At 73.8% G+C, this 20,472-nt stretch carries 21 protein-coding genes and 3 tRNA genes; 14 read left to right on the top strand and 10 right to left on the bottom strand.

Annotation, left to right across the window (positions count from 1 at the left end):
- Positions 1 to 11 precede the first annotated feature (11 nt).
- Entirely contained in the window at positions 12 to 899 is an 888-nt protein-coding gene (locus tag ACFQ8T_RS07030; RefSeq protein ID WP_430545831.1) for a fructosamine kinase family protein, read from the bottom strand.
- 86 nt (positions 900 to 985) lie between these two features.
- Positions 986 to 1,930, bottom strand: a complete 945-nt coding sequence (locus ACFQ8T_RS07025; protein ID WP_430545830.1) for a helix-turn-helix domain-containing protein — start codon at positions 1,928 to 1,930, stop codon at positions 986 to 988.
- Positions 1,931 to 2,000: 70 nt separating this feature from the next.
- Here ACFQ8T_RS07025 and ACFQ8T_RS07020 point away from each other — a divergent pair, with 70 nt between their 5' ends.
- Positions 2,001 to 3,062, top strand: a complete 1,062-nt coding sequence (locus ACFQ8T_RS07020; protein ID WP_430545829.1) for a saccharopine dehydrogenase family protein — start codon at positions 2,001 to 2,003, stop codon at positions 3,060 to 3,062.
- Here the strand turns inward: ACFQ8T_RS07020 and ACFQ8T_RS07015 are convergent.
- A complete protein-coding gene (locus tag ACFQ8T_RS07015) occupies positions 2,998 to 4,212 on the bottom strand; it encodes a heparan-alpha-glucosaminide N-acetyltransferase domain-containing protein (RefSeq protein WP_430545828.1) in 1,215 nt (404 codons plus the stop codon). The two genes, ACFQ8T_RS07020 and ACFQ8T_RS07015, sit on opposite strands and share 65 nt — an antisense overlap.
- Positions 4,213 to 4,303: 91 nt before the next feature.
- Here ACFQ8T_RS07015 and ACFQ8T_RS07010 point away from each other — a divergent pair, with 91 nt between their 5' ends.
- From ACFQ8T_RS07010 to ACFQ8T_RS07000, 3 genes are read left to right on the top strand one after another with little or no spacing between them, the layout of a single operon-like run.
- On the top strand, positions 4,304 to 5,215 hold the full coding sequence (locus ACFQ8T_RS07010) for a class I SAM-dependent methyltransferase (protein WP_430545827.1): 912 nt from the start codon (positions 4,304 to 4,306) through the stop codon (positions 5,213 to 5,215).
- Positions 5,216 to 5,262: 47 nt separating this feature from the next.
- Positions 5,263 to 6,045, top strand: coding sequence for a fumarylacetoacetate hydrolase family protein (locus ACFQ8T_RS07005; RefSeq protein ID WP_430545826.1), 783 nt, complete (start codon positions 5,263 to 5,265; stop codon positions 6,043 to 6,045).
- Positions 6,038 to 6,610, top strand: a complete 573-nt coding sequence (locus ACFQ8T_RS07000) for an NUDIX hydrolase (RefSeq protein WP_430545825.1) — start codon at positions 6,038 to 6,040, stop codon at positions 6,608 to 6,610. Before ACFQ8T_RS07005 ends, ACFQ8T_RS07000 begins: the two co-directional genes overlap by 8 nt.
- Here ACFQ8T_RS07000 and ACFQ8T_RS06995 read toward each other — a convergent pair.
- Positions 6,583 to 7,278, bottom strand: a complete 696-nt coding sequence (locus ACFQ8T_RS06995) for a flavin reductase family protein (RefSeq protein WP_430545824.1) — start codon at positions 7,276 to 7,278, stop codon at positions 6,583 to 6,585. The two genes, ACFQ8T_RS07000 and ACFQ8T_RS06995, sit on opposite strands and share 28 nt — an antisense overlap.
- Positions 7,279 to 7,383: 105 nt before the next feature.
- Here ACFQ8T_RS06995 and gltX point away from each other — a divergent pair, with 105 nt between their 5' ends.
- Positions 7,384 to 8,805, top strand: a complete 1,422-nt coding sequence (gene gltX, locus ACFQ8T_RS06990) for a glutamate--tRNA ligase (protein WP_430545823.1) — start codon at positions 7,384 to 7,386, stop codon at positions 8,803 to 8,805.
- On the top strand, positions 8,802 to 9,536 hold the full coding sequence (locus ACFQ8T_RS06985; protein WP_430545822.1) for an HAD family hydrolase: 735 nt from the start codon (positions 8,802 to 8,804) through the stop codon (positions 9,534 to 9,536). Before gltX ends, ACFQ8T_RS06985 begins: the two co-directional genes overlap by 4 nt.
- An 8-nt stretch (positions 9,537 to 9,544) precedes the next feature.
- Here the strand turns inward: ACFQ8T_RS06985 and ACFQ8T_RS06980 are convergent, their stop codons facing one another.
- Positions 9,545 to 10,735 carry a YeiH family protein gene (locus tag ACFQ8T_RS06980; RefSeq protein ID WP_430545821.1) on the bottom strand — a complete coding sequence of 397 codons (1,191 nt, stop codon included), beginning with the start codon at positions 10,733 to 10,735 and terminating at the stop codon, positions 9,545 to 9,547.
- A 69-nt stretch (positions 10,736 to 10,804) separates the two neighbouring features.
- On the opposite strand from ACFQ8T_RS06980, the gene ACFQ8T_RS06975 reads away from it, so the two are divergent.
- Positions 10,805 to 11,713 carry a LysR substrate-binding domain-containing protein gene (locus tag ACFQ8T_RS06975; protein ID WP_430545820.1) on the top strand — a complete coding sequence of 303 codons (909 nt, stop codon included), beginning with the start codon at positions 10,805 to 10,807 and terminating at the stop codon, positions 11,711 to 11,713.
- 74 nt (positions 11,714 to 11,787) lie between these two features.
- Here ACFQ8T_RS06975 and ACFQ8T_RS06970 read toward each other — a convergent pair whose 3' ends face one another.
- On the bottom strand, positions 11,788 to 12,603 hold the full coding sequence (locus ACFQ8T_RS06970) for a class I SAM-dependent methyltransferase (protein WP_430545819.1): 816 nt from the start codon (positions 12,601 to 12,603) through the stop codon (positions 11,788 to 11,790).
- Between the two features lie 152 nt (positions 12,604 to 12,755).
- Here ACFQ8T_RS06970 and ACFQ8T_RS06965 point away from each other — a divergent pair.
- From ACFQ8T_RS06965 to ACFQ8T_RS06955, 3 genes are all read left to right on the top strand, one after another.
- A tRNA-Gln gene (locus ACFQ8T_RS06965) sits at positions 12,756 to 12,827 on the top strand.
- A gap of 78 nt (positions 12,828 to 12,905) precedes the next feature.
- Positions 12,906 to 12,978, top strand: a tRNA-Glu gene (locus ACFQ8T_RS06960).
- A 64-nt stretch (positions 12,979 to 13,042) separates the two neighbouring features.
- Positions 13,043 to 13,115: transfer RNA gene (locus ACFQ8T_RS06955), tRNA-Glu, on the top strand.
- 152 nt (positions 13,116 to 13,267) lie between these two features.
- On the opposite strand, the gene ACFQ8T_RS06950 is transcribed toward ACFQ8T_RS06955, so the two are convergent.
- The 3 genes from ACFQ8T_RS06950 to ACFQ8T_RS06940 form a co-directional block, all read right to left on the bottom strand.
- On the bottom strand, positions 13,268 to 14,089 hold the full coding sequence (locus tag ACFQ8T_RS06950; protein ID WP_430545818.1) for a PH domain-containing protein: 822 nt from the start codon (positions 14,087 to 14,089) through the stop codon (positions 13,268 to 13,270).
- A gap of 19 nt (positions 14,090 to 14,108) precedes the next feature.
- Positions 14,109 to 14,276: a hypothetical protein gene (locus ACFQ8T_RS06945; RefSeq protein ID WP_176168850.1), complete on the bottom strand. Its 168-nt coding sequence runs from the start codon at positions 14,274 to 14,276 to the stop codon at positions 14,109 to 14,111.
- Between the two features lie 151 nt (positions 14,277 to 14,427).
- Positions 14,428 to 15,147 carry an IclR family transcriptional regulator gene (locus ACFQ8T_RS06940; protein ID WP_079574616.1) on the bottom strand — a complete coding sequence of 240 codons (720 nt, stop codon included), beginning with the start codon at positions 15,145 to 15,147 and terminating at the stop codon, positions 14,428 to 14,430.
- A 190-nt stretch (positions 15,148 to 15,337) separates the two neighbouring features.
- Between ACFQ8T_RS06940 and leuC the strand changes: the two genes are divergently transcribed.
- A complete protein-coding gene (gene leuC / locus ACFQ8T_RS06935) occupies positions 15,338 to 16,813 on the top strand; it encodes a 3-isopropylmalate dehydratase large subunit (RefSeq protein ID WP_430545817.1) in 1,476 nt (491 codons plus the stop codon).
- A 26-nt stretch (positions 16,814 to 16,839) separates the two neighbouring features.
- Positions 16,840 to 17,478, top strand: coding sequence for a 3-isopropylmalate dehydratase small subunit (gene leuD, locus ACFQ8T_RS06930; protein ID WP_430545816.1), 639 nt, complete (start codon positions 16,840 to 16,842; stop codon positions 17,476 to 17,478).
- Between the two features lie 37 nt (positions 17,479 to 17,515).
- Here leuD and ACFQ8T_RS06925 read toward each other — a convergent pair whose 3' ends face one another.
- Entirely contained in the window at positions 17,516 to 18,379 is an 864-nt protein-coding gene (locus tag ACFQ8T_RS06925; RefSeq protein ID WP_430545815.1) for an LLM class flavin-dependent oxidoreductase, read from the bottom strand.
- 123 nt (positions 18,380 to 18,502) lie between these two features.
- On the opposite strand from ACFQ8T_RS06925, the gene rnhA reads away from it, so the two are divergent.
- Positions 18,503 to 18,922 carry a ribonuclease HI gene (gene rnhA / locus ACFQ8T_RS06920; protein ID WP_430545899.1) on the top strand — a complete coding sequence of 140 codons (420 nt, stop codon included), beginning with the start codon at positions 18,503 to 18,505 and terminating at the stop codon, positions 18,920 to 18,922.
- Positions 18,923 to 19,001: 79 nt separating this feature from the next.
- Positions 19,002 to 20,405, top strand: a complete 1,404-nt coding sequence (lpdA, locus tag ACFQ8T_RS06915) for a dihydrolipoyl dehydrogenase (protein ID WP_430545814.1) — start codon at positions 19,002 to 19,004, stop codon at positions 20,403 to 20,405.
- The last annotated feature ends 67 nt before the right edge of the window (positions 20,406 to 20,472 follow it).

Below are 20,472 nucleotides of genomic sequence, written 5' to 3'. Positions count from 1 at the left end.
CGACAGGCGTGTCAGCCCCGGCGGAACGGGGCGAGCGTGGCCCGCACCTGCTCGGCGGCGCCCCAGTCGTCGTCGAACTGCGCGATGACGGCGAGGTGCTGGCGCAGCTGCAGGATCGGCATGCGGTCGCGCCACCCGCGATCGAGGCCGGTGAGCTCGGCGTAGAGGTCGAAGAACCCGCGGGACTCGGGCGGCGGCGCCGTCGTCCAGAGGTGCGCCAGGTCGACCTCGGCCCACGTGTACGACACGGCGGGGTCGATCAGCGCGGGCCGCCCGTCGGCGGTCGCGAGGACGTTCTGCGCCCACAGGTCGCCGTGCGTCAGGCACGGCGGGCGGTCCGGCAGCAGCTCGGGAAGCCGGGCGCACAGGTGCTCCAGGGCCGACCGGTCCGCGGGACCCAGGGCGGCGTCGACCCGCGGCTCGCCCAGCCACCGCAGCAGGCGGCTCCGGGCGAAGAAGGCGAACCCGTCGTCCTCCCAGGTGTTGTCCTGCCGTCGACGACCGAGCCAGTTGTCCCGGTGCCAGCCGAACCGGTCGTGGGTCGTGGCGTGCAGCCGGGCGAGCGTGTGCGCGAGCCGCTCCCAGAACGCCTCGTCCCGGGGGCGTGGGTGCAGCACCTCGAGGACGAGCAGGCCAGGGCCGACGTCGACCACCTCCGGCGTGGCGACGCCGCCGAGCGTCCGGAGGGCGGTCAGGCCTTCGGCCTCGGTCGTGAAGGCGTCGTCGGGAACCTCGACGAGCCCCTCGACGAACCCCTTGACGAACACCGCGGAGCCGTTGGCCCGCCGCGCCAGCGCGGCGGTCGCGGCGAGGCCTCCGGTCGCCGGCTGGAGGGAGACGACGTCGGCGATGCCGGAGTCGTCGAGGCGTCGTCTGAGCAGCGCCATCGGCTCGGTCACGGTCGGCTCCTCTCGTCGTGCCCGGGCATCCTTGCAGGTCGGGCCCGGCAGGCACAGGCCTTTCGTCGCCCGCCGCTCCCGACGGCTCAGCGGACGTGGAACGCGGCTCGGTAGGCGGCGGGCGCGACGCCGACGCTGCGGTGGAAGTGCCGCCGGAGCGTGGCCGCGGTGCCCAGCCCGGAGCTGGCGGCGACGCGCTCGATCGACGCGTCGGTCCGCTCCAGGAGCTCCTGCGCCCGCGCGACGCGCTGCCGGTGCAGCCAGTCGAGCGGTCCGGTCCCGACCTCGGCCTGCATGCGTCGGGCGAGGTGCCGGGTGCTGAGCCCGGCGTGCGCGGCGAGGTCGCGCACGGTCAGCGGCCGGTCGAGGCGGGCGCGCGCCCACTCCAGCGTGGGCGCGAGCCCGGAGCCGGTGCTCGGGGAGGCCGGCGCCGCGACGAACTGGGCCTGGCCGCCGCCCCGGTGCGACGGGACGACCAGTCGGCGGGCGATGCCGTTGGCGGCCGTCGCGCCGCGGTCGCGGCGCACGAGGTGGAGGGCGAGGTCCAGCGCGGCGGTCTTGCCGGCCGAGGTGAGGACGTCACCGTCGTCGACGTACAGGACGTCGGCGCGCACCTGCACCGCGGGGTACCGGCGGGCGAGGTCGTCGGCGTGCATCCAGTGCGTCACCGCAGCCCGGCCGTCGAGCAGACCTGCGGCCGCGAGGACGAAGGCACCCGTGCACAGGGCGGCGATCGTGGCGCCGCCGCGGTGCGCCGCCCGGAGCGCGTCCAGCAGGCGCGGGTCCGGCGCGGCGTCGGGGTCGGCGGTCGACGTCACGACGACGCGGTCGACCCGGGACAGCTCGGTGTACGGGGCGGTCCGCGCGCCTGGCAGCCAGGGGTGGGGCTCGCCCTCCGGCGTGCAGACGACGAAGTCGTACCAGGTGCCGCCGGGGGACAGCTCCGCGCGGTCGACGCCGAAGATCTCCGCGGTGATCGCCGTCTCGTACAGCATCGCGGTGTCGTGCACGACGAGGGCGAGGCGCGGCATGTCCGAAACTGTACGCACCATGTCGTTCGGGACGCTCGTCGCGAGACACCGCGGTGACCAGGATCGAGCCATGCGGACACCTCAGGCAGTGATGGTCTACGGCGCGGGCGGGCACACGGGCGGCTTCGTCGTCGACGAGCTGGTCCGGCGCGGCCTGACGCCCGTGCTCGCGGGCCGCGGCGCCGAGCGGCTCGCGGGCGTGGCGTCGCGCCACCCGCGGCTCGAGGTGCGGGTCGTGGGGGTGGACGACGCCGCGAGGTCGCGTGCCGCCCTCGACGGCGTGGCGGTGGTCGTGAACTGCGCCGGACCGTTCCTCGACACGGCCGAGCCGCTGGCGAGCGCGGCGGTCGCGGCCGGCGCCCACTACCTCGACGTCACGGCCGAGCAGCCCGCGGTGCAGCACCTCTACGAGCGGCTCGACGCCCCCGCGCGTGCCGCCGGCGTCGCCGTCGTGCCCGCCATGGCGTTCTACGGCGGGCTCGCCGACCTGCTCGTCACCGCCGTCCTCGACGGCGAGCGCGGGGCGGACTCCGTCGAGGTCGCCGTCGGGCTGGACCACTGGTGGCCCACCGCCGGCACCCGCGTCACGGGGGAGCGCAACACCGCGACCCGCCTCGTCGTCCGCGGCGGCCGCCTCGTGCCGCTCGCCGACCCCGCGCCCACCGGGCGGTGGGCGTTCCCGGCCCCGCTGGGCGAGCAGCCGGTGGTCGAGCTGCCGTTCTCCGAGGTCGTCACGGTCACGCGGCACCTCGCCGTCGGCGAGCTCACCTCGTACCTGAGCAGCGCCCCGCTGGCGGAGCTCCGTGACGACCGGACGCCACCTCCGCCCGGCGACGGAGCCCGGTCGCCGCAGCGGTTCGTCGTCGACGTCGCCGTGCGACGCGGCGGGACGACGCACCGGACGGCCGTCGCCGGCCAGGACATCTACGCCGTGTCCGCCCCGATCCTCGCGGAGGGAGTGGTCCGGCTCCTGGACGGGCGTGTCCGGGGCGCCGGGGCGCTCGCACCGGCCGAGGCCTTCGACGCGGCCGACGTCCTCGCGGACCTGGAGGCGCACCCGGCCGGGCTCACGACGGCCCGGCCGGAGGCGCAGCCGGCGGCCCTGGCGGCGGACCCGCTGCCCGGTCGCTGACGGCGCCGACCAGCCGTTCGAGGGGGCCCCGACCGAGGAGGAACCGCCACGCCGTCGCCGCGGCGAGGGTGACCAGGACCATCACGAGCAGCGGGCCGTTGGTGGTGGACCCCAGCAGGTCCCAGTGCCAGACGGCGACGATCTGGAGCGAGTACACCGTCAGCGCCATCGAGCCGACGGCGGCCAGCGGGGCCAGCACCCACCGCCCGACCCGGCCGACGTACAGGCACAGGCCCACGACCGCCGCCGCGAACCCGCCCGACGCGAGCACCTCGATCGTCGTGTCGTCGTGCGGGCCGTCGAGGAAGAGCCCCGCGACGCCGGGCCACGGGTCGCCCCAGGCGAACGGCGTCGTGTCGACGGACTGCCGCGCCATGACCTGGGAGGTCAGCACGACCTCCTCGCCGCCGGCGGCGCCCACCACCGCGCCGGAGAGGAACGAGAACGCACCCCACGCGGCCAGCCCGCCCAGCAGGAGCCCGCGGCGCAGCCGCGGCGAGCGCAGGTCGCAGCGCCCGATCGCCATGCCCGCGAGCACGTACGCCATCCAGACGATCGCCGGGTAGTGGCCGGTGAGCACGAAGTCCGTGACGGCGCCGGAGCCGTCGTGCGGCAGCCGCAGCCCGGCCCGCAGCAGCGCCTCCGGCCCCCAGTACGCGAGCAGCGGCCCCACCAGGGCGACCACCGCGGCGAGCGCGAGGAGGCGCGGGGGCCGCCAGCGCAGGAACGGCAGCGCGAGCGCGAAGTAGCAGGCGTAGAAGCCCAGGATGAGGGCGACGCGCGTGCCGAGGAGGTCCAGCAGCGCGACGACCACCAGCAGCAGCGCGGCGCGCACGAGCAGGCGGAGGCGGGCCCGCCGCAGCGGGTCGCCGTCGAGGGGGCGCGGCCCGCCGGTGACGATCGCGATGGAGACGCCGGCCACCAGCGCGAACAGGATCGAGGAGTGGCCGTGGGAGAGGTCGAGCAGCCACCAGGCGGGCCCGGCGTCGGGCGTCGTCACGCCGACGTGGGCGGTGAACATGCCCAGGACGGCGATCCCGCGGGCGACGTCGACCCCCGGGACGCGTCCCGGGCCGCCGGCGAGACGGCGCAGGCCGACGCGCAGCCCGGCACGAAGACGGGAGGTCGGCGCGCCGGTGGCCGCGGTCATGGCGTGATGATGCCACCGGCGGGTGGTGCGCGTCGTCCCGGTGCGTGAGAACGTCACGGCTTGCAGGCCGCGCGGTCACTACGGTAGGAGCATGAGTGACCTCAGCGCGGAGCCCGCACCCCAGGGCGACCCCGAACCCGCCGGTGCCGACCTCAACGACGCGATCGAGGCACCCAGCACCCACCACACGGTGCCCAGCAAGGAGTCCGAGTCGTACACGCACGGGCACCACGAGTCCGTGCTGCGCTCGCACCGCAGCCGCACGGCCCAGAACTCGGCCGGCTTCCTGGTGCCGCACCTGCGCGACGACATGTCCCTGCTCGACGTCGGCTGCGGACCCGGCACGGTGACCGCCGACTTCGCGCGGATCCTCGCCGGCGGCGAGGTCGTCGGCGTCGACGCCAGCCCCAAGGTGCTCGAGGCGGCGCGCGAGCACGCCGCGGCCCTCGGGTACGGCAACGTCCGCTTCCAGCAGGCGAACGCCTACGAGCTGCCGTTCGAGGACGACTCCTTCGACGTCGTGTACGCGCACCAGCTGCTGCAGCACCTGTCCGACCCGGTCGCCGCGCTGCGCGAGATGAAGCGCGTCGCGAAGCCGGGCGGGATGGTCGCGGTGCGCGACGCCGACTACGCGGGCATGGCTTGGTACCCCGAGACCCCGGGCCTGACGGAGTGGAACGAGCTGTACCACGAGGTCACGCACGCCTACGGCTTCGAGCCCGACGCCGGCCGCCGCCTCATGTCGTGGGTGCAGGAGGCCGGGCTGGAGGGCATCGTGCCCTCCGCGTCGTCGTGGTGCTACGCCACGCCGACCGACCGGCAGTGGTGGGGCGAGCTGTGGGCCGAACGCTGCGTGGAGTCCAACTTCGCGGTGCAGGCCAAGGAGTCTGGCCTGGCCGACGATGTCGCGCTCGAGCAGATCGCGCAGGACTGGCAGGCGTGGGCGCAGGCGCCCGACGGCTGGTTCGCCATCCTGCACGGCGAGGTGCTCGCCCGCGCCTGACGGTGCGGCTGACGGTGCCGCGCACGCGCCCCGCGTAACCTGGGCGCGTGCGCATCGCGAGATTCACCACCGGAGACGACCCCCGCTTCGCCCTCGTCCAGCAGGAGGGCGACAAGACGTTCCTCGCCGTCCTCGGCGGCGACCCGCTCTACATGCCGGCGATGCCGACGGGGGAGCGGATCGAGCTGGGCGACGGCGTCCGGCTGCTCGCCCCGGTGATCCCGCGCTCCAAGGTGGTCGCCGTCGGCAAGAACTACGCCGACCACGCCAAGGAGATGGGCGGCGAGGTGCCGGCCACGCCGCTGCTGTTCTTCAAGCCGAACACCGCCGTCGTCGGGCCCGACGACCCGGTGGTGCTGCCCGAGTTCACGCGCGAGGTCAGCTACGAGGCCGAGCTCGCCGTCGTGATCTCCAAGGTCACCAAGGACGTGGAGCCGGAGAACGTGCGCTCGTACATCCTGGGCTACACGGTGGCCAACGACGTCACCGCCCGCGACGCGCAGCGCACCGACGGCCAGTGGGCGCGCGCCAAGGGCTTCGACACCTCGTGCCCGCTGGGCCCGTGGATCGACACCGACCTGAACCCCGAGGACGTCGCCGTGCGCTCCCGCGTCAACGGCGAGCTCAAGCAGGACGGTCGCACGTCGGACATGGTCTTCGACGTGCCGTTCCTCGTGTCGTACATCAGCAAGGCGATGACCCTGCTGCCCGGCGACGTCATCCTCACCGGCACGCCGGCGGGGGTGGGCCGCATCGACCACGGCGACCGGGTGGAGTGCGAGGTCGAGGGGATCGGCGTCCTCGCCAACCCCGTGTTCCGGCGTGACTGAGACGCCCCTGCGGGACGACGCGCGGTCGGTGCTGCGGCGGATGCCCGCCGCCGACGACGGGCAGCGGGCGCTGCGCGACCGGTTCGTGGCGCACCTGGACGCGCACCCCGACGGCGTGCTGCGCACGTGCCGCCCGAACCACGTCACCGCGTCCACGGTGGTGCTGTCGGGCGACGCGTCGCGCGTGCTGCTGACGCTGCACGCCAAGGCGGGCCGCTGGTTCCAGCTCGGCGGGCACGCCGAGCCCGGCGACGGCACGTTGCTCGCCGCCGCCCGTCGGGAGGCCGTCGAGGAGTCCGGGCTGGACGTCGTGCTGGACCCCGTGCCCGCGCACCTGGACGAGCACGCCGTGCCGTTCTGCGGGCCCGACGGCGAGGCGCACCACCTCGACGTGCGCTTCGTCGCCGTCGCGCCCGACGGCGCCCGCCACACCGCGAGCGACGAGTCGCTCGACGTGCGGTGGTGGCCCGTCGACGACCTGCCGAACCCGGACCTCGCCGTGCTCGTGGCGCTCGCCGTCGCGCGCGTGCGCGCGGGTCAGGACGCCGTCCTCGGCTCGCGGTAGCGGTCCTCGTCGATGCCGGCCAGGCGGGAGGGGTGCACCTGCCCGCCGAGGCCGTAGAACCGCTGGAAGCTCAGGACCAGCGGCCGCCACAGGTCGGGGTCGATCCGGTCGGGGTGGCCCGCCAGCCGGATCGCCGGGTCGACCCACACCCGAGTCACGTGCGCCTCGACGGCGAGCTGCCGCGCGGCCCCCGGGTCGTCGCCGGGGCGTGAGCCGAGCGGCCGGACCTCCCGGACCACGGCCTCCAGGTGCACCAGGCACTCGGCCACGCGCTGCGGGCGCACGGTCGCCGAGCTGAGCGGCGTCAGCCCCGCGGCGGCGAACTTGTCCGGCACGTGCACGTAGCCTGCGCGGGTCTTCCACGGCGAGACGTCGGGTCGGCCCGTCGTGAGGGCCAGACGGTCCACGTGCGCCACGTTGGACGGTGACGCGAGGTTCATCACGAGCTCCGGGCGCCGTCTCAGGTTCGCCGCGGTCTGGCTGCGGGCGCCGATGCCCAGCACGGCGCTGCGCCCCAGCCAGAACACGGACGACATGGGCATGAGGTTCGTCGTCCCGTCCTCGTTGGCGGAGCTGAGCAGCACCACGGGCGTGCCGAAGTACAGGATCGCGGGGTCCACCGTGACGTGCTGGCCGGTGTGCTCACGGACGGACGGGGTCGTGGTCATGCCTCGACGCTAGGGCGGGCGGCGCAGGAGGTCCGGCGGGAATCGGACGCGGCGTCCGAGGCCCGGGAAGGTCGGCACCCGCTCGCGGCCAACTACGCTTGTCCCGTGATCCCCGCAGCAGGCTCCTCCGCCGTCCGTGTCCGCTTCGCCCCGTCACCGACGGGCATGTTCCACGTGGGCGGCGCCCGCTCGGCGCTGTTCAACTGGGCGGTCGCCAAGCAGCAGGGCGGTACGTTCGTGCTACGGGTCGAGGACACCGACGCCGCGCGCAACAAGCCCGAGTGGGTGGACGGCATCCTGAACGCCCTCGCGGCGCTCGGCATGCACGCCGAGGACCCGACGTTCGAGGGCCCGTACTTCCAGTCGCAGAACGTCGAGAAGCACCGCGAGGCGTCGGCCCGCCTGTACGGGGCCGGCCGTGCGTACTACTGCGACTGCACGCGCGACGACGTCGCCGCCCGCACCGGCAACGCGCACTCCGGCTACGACGGCTTCTGCCGCGACCGCGGCCTCACGTACGAGCCGGGCCGGGCGCTGCGCTTCCGCACCCCCGACGACGGCGAGACCCAGGTCGTCGACCTCATCCGCGGCAACCCGACCTTCCCGAACTCCGCGATGGAGGACTTCGTCGTCGCGCGCGGGGACGGCTCGCCCGTCTTCCTGCTCGCGAACGTCGTCGACGACCTCGACGAGGGCATCACGCACGTCATCCGCGGCGAGGAGCACCTGCCGAACACGCCCAAGCAGCAGCTGCTGTGGGAGGCGCTCGGCGCGCAGCCGCCCACGTGGGCGCACCTGCCGGTGATCGTCAACGAGAAGCGCCAGAAGCTCTCCAAGCGCCGCGACAAGGTCGCGCTCGAGGACTACCTCGCCGAGGGCTACCTGCCCGACGCGATGGTCAACTACCTCATGCTGCTCGGCTGGGCGCCCGGCAACGACGAGGAGATCCTGCCCTTCGACGAGCTGATCGAGCGGTTCCGCATCGAGGACGTCAACAGCGCGTCCGCGTTCTTCGACGTCAAGAAGCTGCTGTCGTTCAACGGCGAGTACATCCGGAAGCTGTCGGTCGAGGACTTCGTCGCCGCAGTCGACCCGTGGCTGCACGCCCCGAAGGCGCCGTGGACCGAGGAGCAGTACGACGCCGCCGCGTTCGCGAAGGTCGCCCCGCTCGCCCAGTCCCGCGTGGCCCTGCTGGCCGACATCACCGACAACGTGGACTTCCTCTTCCTCGACGAGCCGGTCGACGACGAGCGCTCGTGGGCCAAGGCGATGAAGGAGGGCGCCGCCGAGCTGCTCGCCGACGCCCGCGCGGCGCTCGCGGACCTCGCGACGTGGGAGGCGGAGCCGCTCAAGGACCTCGTCACGGCGGTGGGGGAGAAGCACGGGCTCAAGCTCGGCAAGGCGCAGGCGCCCGTGCGGGTGGCCGTCACGGGCCGCACGATCGGCCTGCCGCTCTTCGAGTCGCTCGAGGTGCTCGGCCGCGAGCGGACCCTCGCCCGCGTCGACGCCGCGCTGGCGAAGCTGTGAGGGTCGACGGCGTCCTGCTCGACGTCGACGACACGCTCGTCGACACCAAGGGCGGGTTCGCCAAGGCCCTCACCGCCGTCGCCGTCGAGTACCTGCCGCACGTGCCGGCGGACCGCTACCCCGAGCTGCTCGCGCACTGGCGCACCGACCCGGGCGGCTACTACAAGCGCTTCACGCGCGGCGAGACCGACGCCCTCACCCAGCGCCGGCTGCGCGCCGACCTCCTGCACCGCACGTTCGGCGGGGAGCCGGTCACCGAGGACTCCTTCGCCGACTGGGACGCCCTGTTCTGGGGCACGTTCGAGCGGTCGTGGGCGCCGTTCGACGACTCCGTGGCCGCCCTCGCCGCGCTGCATGCCGCCGGCGTCCGGATCGGCGTCGTGACGAACGCGTACGTCGAGCTGCAGGAGCGCAAGCTGCGCGCTGCCGGCCTCGACGGCGTCCCCGTGCTCGTGGGCGTGGACACGCTCGGCTACGGCAAGCCGCACCCTGACGTCTTCGTCGAGGGCGCCCGCCGCCTCGGCACCGACGTCGCGCGCACCGCGTACGTCGGCGACGAGCCCACGACGGACGCCCGTGCCGCCCACGAGGCCGGCCTCGTCGGCGTCTGGCTGGACCGGCCCGGCGCCCGCCGCGACGACGAGCACCACGTGGACGCCGACGCCCTGCGCGCCGACGGCATCGTCGTGCTGCCCGGGCTCGCCGGGCTGCCCGCCGCCCTCGGCCTCTGACAACTCGCTCAGGGGGCGAGGAGGAGGACGGCGGCCAGCGCCAGTCCGGTCACGACGACGGTGCCCAGGGCGCCGAGCAGCAGCGGACGGCGGGCGGTGCGCGCCAGGCGCGGGACGTCGACGCCGGTGCCGAGCGCGAACATCGCGGCGACGAACAGGATCGTCGTGAGCTGCTGGGCGGTGTCGGCGACGACGTCGGGCAGCAGTCCCGTGCTGCGGACCAGCACCGCGGCGAGGAAGCCCAGCACGAAGCCGGGGACGAGAGGGGCGCGTCGGCCGCGTGCCCCCGTGCCGCCCTCCGGGGGCTCGGGCGCGACGTCGTCCCCGGGTGCCGCGGTGAGCGCCGCGCGCCGCGAGAGCAGCGCGCCGGCGCCGGCGACCAGGGGCGCGAGCAGCACGACGCGGGCCAGCTTGGTGACGGTCGCGGTCGCCAGGGCGGCGGCCGAGACGGTGCCCGCGGCGGCGACCACCTGGGCGACCTCCTGCACGCTCGCGCCGATCCAGAGCCCCGCCTGGTGGTCGTCGAGCCCGATCGCCCCCGCGAGGGCGGGCAGGACGAAGATCGCGACCGTCCCGTAGACGGTGACGAGGGCGAGCGCGGCGGCGACGTCGTCGCGCAGCCGGGCAGTGCCCGCACCGCCGGCAGGGTCCGCGCGCGGGTCGCGCTCGAGCACGCTCGTCATCGCGGACACCGCCGCGGCGCCGCAGATCGAGAACCCGGTGGCGACGAGCAGCGACGTCGCGCGGGGCACCCGCAGCAGCCGGCCGAGGCCGAGGATCGCCGCGAACGTCCCCGTCACGGTGATCACCACGACGGCGATCCCGCGCCAGCCGAGCGCGAGGACGTCGGGGATCGAGAGCTGCAGGCCGAGCAGCACCACGCCGGCGCGCAGCACCGTGCGCGCCGTCCAGTCGGTGCCCGGCCCGACCCGCTCCGCGAACCGCGCGGCGCGGGCGCCCCGCGGCACGCACCGCCCCAGCGCGGAGCCGAGCACGGCGCCGGCCACGAGGGCCAGGACCAGGGGCGACAGCGCACCGTTCGTCAGCGGGGCGACGAGCCGGCTGACGCCGAGCAGGACCACGGTCGCCACGGCGGCCAGCGCGAGGCCCGGACCGAGACGGGAGACGCCGCGGGGGGTCCGGCGCGTCGGGTCCGTGGACTGGTCCGCGGTCGGGGCCGAGGGCTGAGCTGTGGGCACGTGTCCAGGCTCGCGACCCGCGCGGCGACCCGGAAGCGCCAGGTGCCGATCGATCCATAGACTGACGCTATGGCAGAACGTCCCCCGCTGGCCGCCCTCGAGCTGCTGGTCGCCCTCGACGCCCACGGCTCGATCTCCGCCGCGGCCCGCGCGGCCGGCGTCTCCCAGCCCACCGCGTCCGCGGGCCTGCACCGCCTCGAGCGGCGCCTCGGCCTCGAGCTGCTGTCCCGCGGGCCGCGCGGCACGGCGCTCACCGCCGTCGGGCGCCAGGTGGCGGAGGCGGCGCGCGGCGTCGTGGACGCCACGGACCGGTTCGAGGCCGCGGCCGCCGCCCTCCGCTCCGCGCCCGTCCCCGGGCTGCGTGTGGCCGCGAGCCTCACGATCGCCGAGTACCTGGCACCGCGCTGGCTCGCGGCGTTCGGGCGGGACGAGCGCGGGCGGACCGGAGCGGCGCCCGACGTCGAGCTCGTCGTGCGGAACTCCCGGGAGGTCATGGAGCTCGTGCTCGACGGCGCGGCCGAGCTCGGGTTCGTGGAGAGCCCGACCGTGCGGCGCGGGCTGCGCTCGCGCACCGTGGCCCACGACGAGCTGGTGGCCGTCGTCGCGCCCGCGCACCCGTGGGCGCGACGACGGTCCGTCAGCCCCGCGGGCCTCGCCGCGGGGCACCTCGTGCTGCGCGAGGCCGGCTCGGGCACCCGCGACGTGCTGGAGGACGCGCTCGGTCAGGCGGGCGTCCGCCTGCCGTCCCACGTCACCGCGCTGGGCTCCACGGCGGCCGTGAAGTCCGCCGTGCGGCACGGGGACGGCGTGACCGTCCTGTCCGCGCTGACCGTGGCGGACGACGTGGCGGCAGGCCACCTGGTGACCGTCCCGATCGCCCAGCTCGACCTCTCGCGCCGCCTGCGCGTGGTGTGGCGCGACGGCGCGTCGCTGTCCGCGCCGGCCCGTCGGCTCGCCGCCGTCGCGGGCGCGCGCTGAGCGTCGTCCGCCGTGAGGTAGTGCCTGCCGCACCCCGGCCGTGCCCGCCGCGCACTACCGGGATGCGGGAGGCACTACCTGGGCGGCACGGCTCCTCGCGTGCGGGCCCGGTACGCGTACGTGACGTACGGCAGCTCGATCTCGGTGCGGCCGGCGAGGTCGGGGTGCGTGGCCTCCAGGGCGTCGACCTCGGCGAGGCGCGTCTCGCGCTCGGCCTCCGGGAGTCGCAGGAGGTAGCTGCGCGTCCCCGCGAGCGTGCGCAGCGCGCCGGCCGGGAGGCGGTCGACCCAGCGGAAGGTCTTGGTCTCGACCGCCGTGAACCGGCCGCCGAGCTCCGTCAGGGCGTCGTGACCGGCCGCGGGCTCGAGGCGGTCGCCGCGGTGCAGGATCGCGCCGAACCGCGCGACCCAGTCCACCTCGGCGTCGCGGTCGTTCCAGACGACGCCGAGCGTGCCGCCCGGCCGCAGGACGCGGGCGATCTCCGCCGCCGCGGCGTCGGCGTCGAACCAGTGCCACGCCTGGGCGACCAGGACGGCGTCGACGGACGCGTCCGGGAGGGGGAGGTGCTCCGCGGTGCCCTGGCGGGTGGCGACGTCCGGCAGGCGCGCGGAGAGCTCGGCGAGCATGGGTAGCGACGGGTCGACGGCGACGACGTCCGTGCCCGCCCCGGCGAGGCCGACGACGACCTCGGTGAGCTTGCCCGTCCCGGCGGCGAGGTCGAGGACCCGCCGCGCGCCCCCGGGGAGCAGCCACTCGACGGCGTCCCGCGGGTACGTGGGCCTGACCTGGGCGTACACGTCGGCGTCCCGGTCGAACGAGCCCGCGCGGTCGGCGTGGTCGTGCGGGTCGTGCCCGGTGGAGGCGGGCGGCGGGGGAGACGAGGAGGTCATGCGGGGAGCCTGCCACGGCCGTCGGTCGAGCGTGACGTACGGCACCTCGCGCGCGTTTTGGCCGACGGCCACCTGTCCGGTAATGTTTTCCGACGTTGGGCCTGACGCCGGCGCTCCGATCATGTCGGATTTGCCCGGAAGGCTCGATCCATTGGGGTATGGTGTAATTGGCAGCACGAGAGATTCTGATTCTCTTAGTCTAGGTTCGAGTCCTGGTACCCCAGCGCAGCGCTCTTCGCCCGCCTGGTGCGGTGTGTAGAGTTCTCACCGGCACGGAGGTCCTCGAGACCATCGAGTCATAGGCCCCCATCGTCTAGCGGCCTAGGACGCCGCCCTCTCACGGCGGTAACGCGGGTTCAAATCCCGCTGGGGGTACGCAGGTCGTCCGTCTCGACGGACGGTCGCACGGTTCAGGTCTCCACGCCCGAGCCGGTTCCAGGCCCCCATCGTCTAGCGGCCTAGGACGCCGCCCTCTCACGGCGGTAACGCGGGTTCAAATCCCGCTGGGGGTACACAGCAGGCATCGCACAGGCAAGGCCCGGTCCACGTGGACCGGGCCTTCGTCGTTCCTCGGGCCGTGCACGACCCCTCGCGCCGACGGGGCGAGGCCCGCGGGGCCGGACCACTGGAACCGGGCCGCTGGAGGCGGACCGCTGGAACCGGCTCAGAGGAACGGGTCGGGCACGATCGCGCCGTCGCTGCGCGGATGGTCGTAGCTCGCGCCCGTGGGCTTCCAGCTGACCGGGTGCGCCCCGTCGCTGGGCCGGGCCTCCGGCGGGCGGGGCGCCGGGTTCGGGGGCTGCACGGCGATCGGCTGCGTGGTGGGGCGGGGCCCCTCCGACGTCTCGCGGCCGGGCACGACGGTCGGTGCGCCGGGAGCACCGCCGGGAGCGCCGCCGGGGGCACCGGCCGGCGGCCGCGTGGGGCCGCCGCCCAGATCGTCGTCGTCGTCCAGGCGCGGGCCGCCCGGCGTGAAGAGGGTGTCGCACAGGGTGCGGTAGGTGGAGTCCGGGCGCGGGACGAACCTGATGGTGCGCAGCGCCTGGTCCTGGCCGGCGGACTCCATGTCGAAGCGGCCGTAGCCGAGGACCTGGCCCGTGGGGCTGCGCGAGTACCCCATGTCGGTGACCTTCTTCATCGGCATCATCGCTACCTTGTGCACGACGAGCCCGTACAGCAGCAGGAGCCGCTTGTCGGTCGCGACGAACCACTCGTAGCGCCACTCGAGCCACTTCCAGGCGAGGCGGCCGGCGACGACGAACCACACCACCCAGAGCCACCCCACGGTGGAGCGCACGTCGACCGGCGTCGACATGACGATGGTGCCGATCAGCAGGAACGCGGCGGCCGTGGTCGCGATCGGCTCGAGGAGCAGCGCCCAGTGGTGGCGCGTCGCGACGATCACGCGCTCGTTCGGGAGCACGTACCGACGCAGGTGCGCGTGCGCGCGCACCCGGTCGCGCTCGCGCCTCTCGTCGGTGATCACGGGGTTCTCCGGGCCGTCGTCAGTCGGTCAGGTTCGCGAAGAACTGCCCGAAGCTGGAGAACGCGTTGGTGATGAAGTCCCAGATCGCCGTCACGATGTTCGCCGCACGGTCAGGGCTGCTCACGATCGCGTAGATCAGGAAGATCACGACGATCCAGATCAGCAGTGTCTTGGCCTTCGCGGGCATCAGGTCCTCACGCCTCTCGGGTCGCAGGGCAGGGCTGCCCCGTCAGCCAGGAGCGTACTGACCTGGGCGGGGGCCCGACAGCACCGGGCCCGGCGCGCCGCGTGGAGTCGCAGCGGGCCGGGCCCGGGATCGGTGCTGGTGGGGAGACGGGTCACTCGCCGGCGCGGCGCAGCACCTCGGTCAGGCGGTTGGCGGCGGAGACGACGGCGGCGGAGTGCAGGCGGCCCGGCTGGCGGGTGAGGCGCTCGACCGGCCCGGAGACGGACACGGACGCCACGACCCGGCCGGAGGGCCCGCGCACCGGTGCCGAGACGGACGCGACGCCGAGCTCGCGCTCGGAGACCGACTGCGCCCACCCGCGGCGTCGGACGCCGGAGAGGATCGTCGCGGTGAACACGGCCTCGCGCAGGCCGCGGTGCAGGCGGTCCGGCTCCTCCCAGGCCAGGAGGATCTGCGCCGCGGAGCCCGCGTGCATCGTGAGGGTGGCGCCCACGGGGATCGAGTCGCGCAGGCCGACCGGCCGCTCGGCGGCGGCCACGCAGACGCGATGGTCGCCCTGGCGGCGGTAGAGCTGTGCGCTCTCGCCCGTGTGGTCGCGCAGTGCCGTGAGCACGGGGTTGGCCGCGGCGAGCAGCCGGTCCTCGCCGGCCGCCGTCGCGAGCTCGTTGAGGCGCGGTCCGAGCACGAACCGGCCCTGCATGTCGCGGCCCACGAGACGGTGGTGCTCGAGGGCGACGGCGAGGCGATGCGCCGTGGGGCGGGCGAGCCCGGTCGAGGAGACCAGCTGCGCCAGAGTGGCGGGACCAGCCTCCAGGGCGCCCAGCACGGACGCGGCCTTGTCGAGTACGCCGACTCCGCTAGTATCGTCCATAGGACGATATTGACGTCTCAGTCACTGAGATTGCAAGTCGGGGACCGCATCTCACGGGACGGAACCGTCTCACGAGCCGGGCCCTCCGGGGTCCGAACGACGGTATCGCCCGGCGGAACAGCCGACGAGATCGACCGAGACACAGCACACGCACGACGGCCGCGGGGACGCGGCGGACGAGGAGCACATGATGGCCGGCACGCTGGCGGAGAAGGTCTGGGAGGCGCACCTGGTGCGTCGTGGCAGCGACGGGGCGCCCGACCTCCTCTACATCGACCTGCACCTCGTGCACGAGGTGACGAGCCCGCAGGCGTTCGAGGGGCTGCGCCTCGCCGGGCGCCCCGTCCGTCGTCCCGATCTCACGATCGCGACCGAGGACCACAACACCCCGACGCTCGACATCGACCTGCCGATCGCGGACCTCACCAGCCGCACGCAGATCGACACGCTGCGCAACAACGCCAAGGAGTTCGGCGTCCGCATCCACTCCCTGGGCGACGCCGACCAGGGCATCGTCCACCAGGTGGGCCCGCAGCTCGGCCTGACCATGCCGGGCCTGACCGTCGTCTGCGGCGACTCGCACACCTCGACGCACGGCGCGTTCGGCGCGCTGGCCTTCGGCATCGGCACCTCCGAGGTCGAGCACGTGCTCGCCACGCAGACCCTGCCGCTCGCCCCGTTCAAGACGATGGCGATCACGGTGAACGGCGAGCTGCCCCCGGGCGCCACCAGCAAGGACATCATCCTGGCGATCATCGCCAAGATCGGCACCGGCGGCGGGCAGGGCTACGTGCTCGAGTACCGCGGCGAGGCCATCCGCAAGCTCTCGATGGAGGCGCGGATGACCATCTGCAACATGTCCATCGAGGCCGGCGCCCGCGCGGGCATGATCGCGCCCGACCAGACGACGTTCGACTACCTCCAGGGCCGCCCGCACGCGCCCGAGGGCGAGGACTGGGACGCCGCCGTCGAGTACTGGACGACGCTGCGCAGCGACGACGACGCCGAGTTCGACGCCGAGGTCGTGCTGGAGGCGGCCGACCTCGAGCCGTTCGTCACGTGGGGCACCAACCCCGGCCAGGGGCTGCCGCTGTCGGCGTCCGTGCCGGTGCCTGCCGACATCGCCGACGCCAACGAGCGCGTCACGGCCGAGCGCGCGCTGGAGTACATGGGCCTGGAGGGCGGCACGCCGCTGCGCGACGTCAAGGTCGACACGGTCTTCATCGGCTCGTGCACCAACGGGCGCATCGAGGACCTGCGCTCCGTGGCGAAGGTGCTCCAGGGTCGGCAGAAGGCGGACGACGTGCGCGTGCTCGTCGTGCCCGCGTCCGCCCGCGTGCGGCTGCAGGCCGAGGCCGAGGGCCTGGACGTCATCTTCAAGGAGTTCGGCGCCGAGTGGCGCAACGCCGGCTGCTCCATGTGCCTCGGCATGAACCCCGACCAGCTCGCGCCGGGCGAGCGCGCGGCGTCCACCTCGAACCGCAACTTCGAGGGTCGCCAGGGCAAGGGCGGGCGCACGCACCTCGTGTCGCCGCTGGTCGCGGCCGCGACCGCCGTCCGTGGCACGCTGTCGTCGGTCGCCGACCTCGAGTTCGAGGGCGACGTCGACCTCACGACGTTCGACGGCACCCCGCTGGCGCCGCTGTCCGCCCCGTCCTTCGTCTGACCCCTACCCCGTAGCAGGAGATCGTCATGGAGAAGTTCACCACCCACACGGGCGTCGGGGTGCCGCTGCGCCGCACCAACGTCGACACCGACCAGATCATCCCCGCCGTCTACCTCAAGCGGGTCACCCGGACGGGCTTCGAGGACGCGCTGTTCGCCGCCTGGCGCGGCGACCCCACGTTCGTGCTCAACCAGGACGCGTACAAGGCGGGCTCCGTGCTGGTCGCGGGCGCCGACTTCGGTACGGGCTCCTCGCGCGAGCATGCCGTGTGGGCGCTCAAGGACTACGGCTTCCGCGTCGTGCTCGCGCCCCGGTTCGCGGACATCTTCCGCGGCAACTCGGGCAAGCAGGGCCTCGTGGCCGGCATCGTCGCGCAGGAGGACATCGAGATCCTCTGGAAGATCCTCGAGACCAAGCCCGGCACCGAGGTGACCGTGGACCTCGAGGCGCGCACCGCCCACGCCGACGACGTCACCGTGCCGTTCCAGATCGACGACTACACGCGCTGGCGCCTCATGGAGGGCCTCGACGACATCGGCCTCACGCTGCAGCACGAGGACGACATCGCGGCCTTCGAGGCGGAGCGCGCGGCCTGGCGGCCCAAGACGCTCCCGGCCAAGCACCTGCCGAGCGTCCCGATCGAGCCGGCGCGCCCGGTCGGCTGAGCCGCTCGACCTCGACCGCGCCGGGGCCCGTCCACCCTCAGAGGGTGGGCGGGCCCTGGCGCACCCGCTCGAGCAGGCGCTCGGGCGTCGCCTCCGCCGGGTCCCACCACGAGTCGACGAACCAGGTCGCGCCGGCGTCCGCGAAGGCGCGGGCCCGCTCGCGGGCCTCCCCCGGGTCGGACGGGAGGAGGCCGGACGCGACGACGTCGAACGGTCCGGCGTCGGGCCCGCGCTGATCCTCGATCCACGCGGTGAGCTCCCGCACGGCGTCGGGGCCGGCCTCCGCCTCCTCCGGCGTCGCGCCGCGCGCCTGCACGACGATCCCGTCCCAGCGCAGCGTGCGGTGCAGGTTCTTCAGGGGCGGGTTCGTGGCGTCCCAGACGCCGACCGGCCACACGGGGATGCGGCCGCGCACCGGGGGAGCGGCGAACCGGAACGGCCCGGTGCGCACCTGCGCGCCGTCGGTCTCGAAGGTCTCGCCGGACCACGACGTGCGCAGCCACTCAAGGGTCTCGTCGAGCGCCTGCGCCCGGTCCCTCAGCGCGGTCACCTGGCCCGGGACGGACGTGAACCCGCGGTCGTCGAGCACGCCCACGCCGGCCGGGAGCACCAGCCGCCCGCCGGACAGGTGGTCGACGGTCAGGGCGCGCTGCGCCAGCTCCCACGCCCGGTGCCGCGGCACCGCGAACACCATGGCGCCGAGCGCGATGCGCTCCGTCACGGCCGCGGCGCCCGCGAGGACCGCGAACGGGTCCCAGGCCGTCAGGGCGTCGCCGCCCCAGTCGCCCATGCTCATCCCGTCCCAGCTGAAGAAGCCGTCCCAGCCGTGCTCCTCGCACGCGCGGGCGAGGGCGACGTTCTGCTGCGGGGTGCCGAAGCTGCCGACGAAACCGAACCTCATGTGCGTCTCCTTCGTCGTCCTGGGGTCTGCGCCGACGCTACGCGCGGCGTCCGACACGGCCGTGGGACACGGGGAACGTAGGGTGTGCGGGTGCCTGACGAGAACGAGAAGCCCCTGGTCGAGATGTGGACCGACGGTGCCTGCAAGGGCAACCCCGGCATCGGGGGCTGGGGGGCGCTGCTGAAGGCAGGGGAGCACACCAAGGAGCTCTACGGCGGCGAGACCGTCACCACCAACAACCGCATGGAGCTCACCGCCGTCGTCGAGGGGCTGCGCGCGCTCAAGCGGCCCAGCACCGTGGTGATCCACGTCGACTCGTCGTACGTGATGAACGGCATGCGCACCTGGATCGCCGGCTGGAAGCGCAACGGCTGGACGACGGCGGCCAAGAAGCCTGTGAAGAACGTGGACCTGTGGCAGGCCCTCGACGCCGAGGTCACGAAGCACGACGTGCGCTGGGTGTGGGTCAAGGGGCACGCCGGCGACCCGGGGAACGAGCGCGCCGACGAGCTCGCGAACCTGGGCGTCGACTCCGTGCGGTAGTCCGGGCCCGACGACGTCGCGCGGGAGGTGCGACGGACGTCACGCCGCAGGGGGTGGCGCGCGCTAATAGGCTGGGCCCATGGCTTCCCACTACGACGTCGTCCTCCTCGGGGCTGGCCCCGGCGGCTATGTCGCCGCGATCCGTGCGGCCCAGCTCGGCAAGTCCGTCGCCATCATCGAGGAGAAGTACTGGGGTGGTGTCTGCCTCAACGTGGGCTGCATCCCCTCCAAGGCGCTGCTGCGCAACGCGGAGCTCGCCCACATCTTCAACCACCAGGCCGACTTCTTCGGCATGTCCGGTGACGTCACGTTCGACTTCGGCAAGGCGTTCGACCGGTCCCGCGTGGTCGCGGACGGCCGCGTCAAGGGCGTCCACTTCCTCATGAAGAAGAACAAGATCGCCGAGTACGACGGCCGCGGCACGTTCCGTGACGCGAACACCATCGAGGTCGCGCTGAACAAGGGCGGCACCGAGACGGTCACGTTCGACAACGTCATCATCGCCACCGGCTCGCAGGTCAAGCTGCTCCCCGGCGTCGAGCTGTCCGAGAACGTCGTGACCTACGAGAAGCAGATCATGACGCGCGACCTGCCGGAGTCGATCGCCATCGTCGGCGCCGGCGCCATCGGCATGGAGTTCGCCTACGTCCTCAAGAACTACGGCGTGGACGTCACGATCATCGAGTTCCTCGACCGTGCCCTGCCGAACGAGGACGCGGACGTCTCCAAGGAGATCGCCAAGCAGTACAAGAAGCTCGGCATCAAGCTCCTCACCTCCACCGCCGTCCAGACCATCAAGGACAACGGCTCGTCCGTCACCGTCTCCTACAAGGGCGTCAAGGACGACAAGCCCGGCGAGATCGTCGTCGACAAGGTCCTGTCCGCCGTCGGCTTCGCGCCGAACGTCGAGGGCTTCGGCCTCGAGAACACCGGCGTCCAGCTCACCGAGCGCGGCGCCATCGCGATCGACGACCACATGCGCACCAACGTGCCGCACATCTTCGCCATCGGCGACGTCACCGCCAAGCTCATGCTGGCGCACGTCGCGGAGGCGCAGGGCGTCGTCGCCGCCGAGACCATCGGCGGGGCCGAGACCCAGACGCTCGGCGACTACCGCATGATGCCGCGCGCCACGTTCTGCTCCCCGCAGGTCGCGTCGTTCGGCCTCACCGAGCAGCAGGCCAAGGACGAGGGCTACGACGTCAAGGTCGCGTCCTTCCCGTTCATGGCCAACGGCAAGGCCCACGGGCTCGGCGACCCCACCGGGTTCGTCAAGGTCGTCGCCGACGCCAAGTACAACGAGCTCCTCGGCGCCCACATGATCGGCCCGGACGTCTCCGAGCTGCTGCCCGAGCTCACCCTCGCGCAGAAGTGGGACCTCACGGCCGACGAGGTCGCGCGGAACGTGCACACGCACCCGACGCTGTCCGAGGCGCTGCAGGAGTCCATCCACGGCATCGTGGGGCACATGATCAACTTCTAGCAATCGGGACGAATCGGTCACCGATCGATCGCCTGGTCAGAGGCCCGGATCTGCGAGTTTCCGCAGG

This window comes from Isoptericola sp. NPDC056618, from assembly GCF_042792715.1.
Classification (GTDB): domain Bacteria; phylum Actinomycetota; class Actinomycetes; order Actinomycetales; family Cellulomonadaceae; genus Isoptericola; species Isoptericola nanjingensis.
Note: the sequence above shows the minus strand (reverse complement) of the source record. Positions and strands in the feature narration are given on the sequence as shown.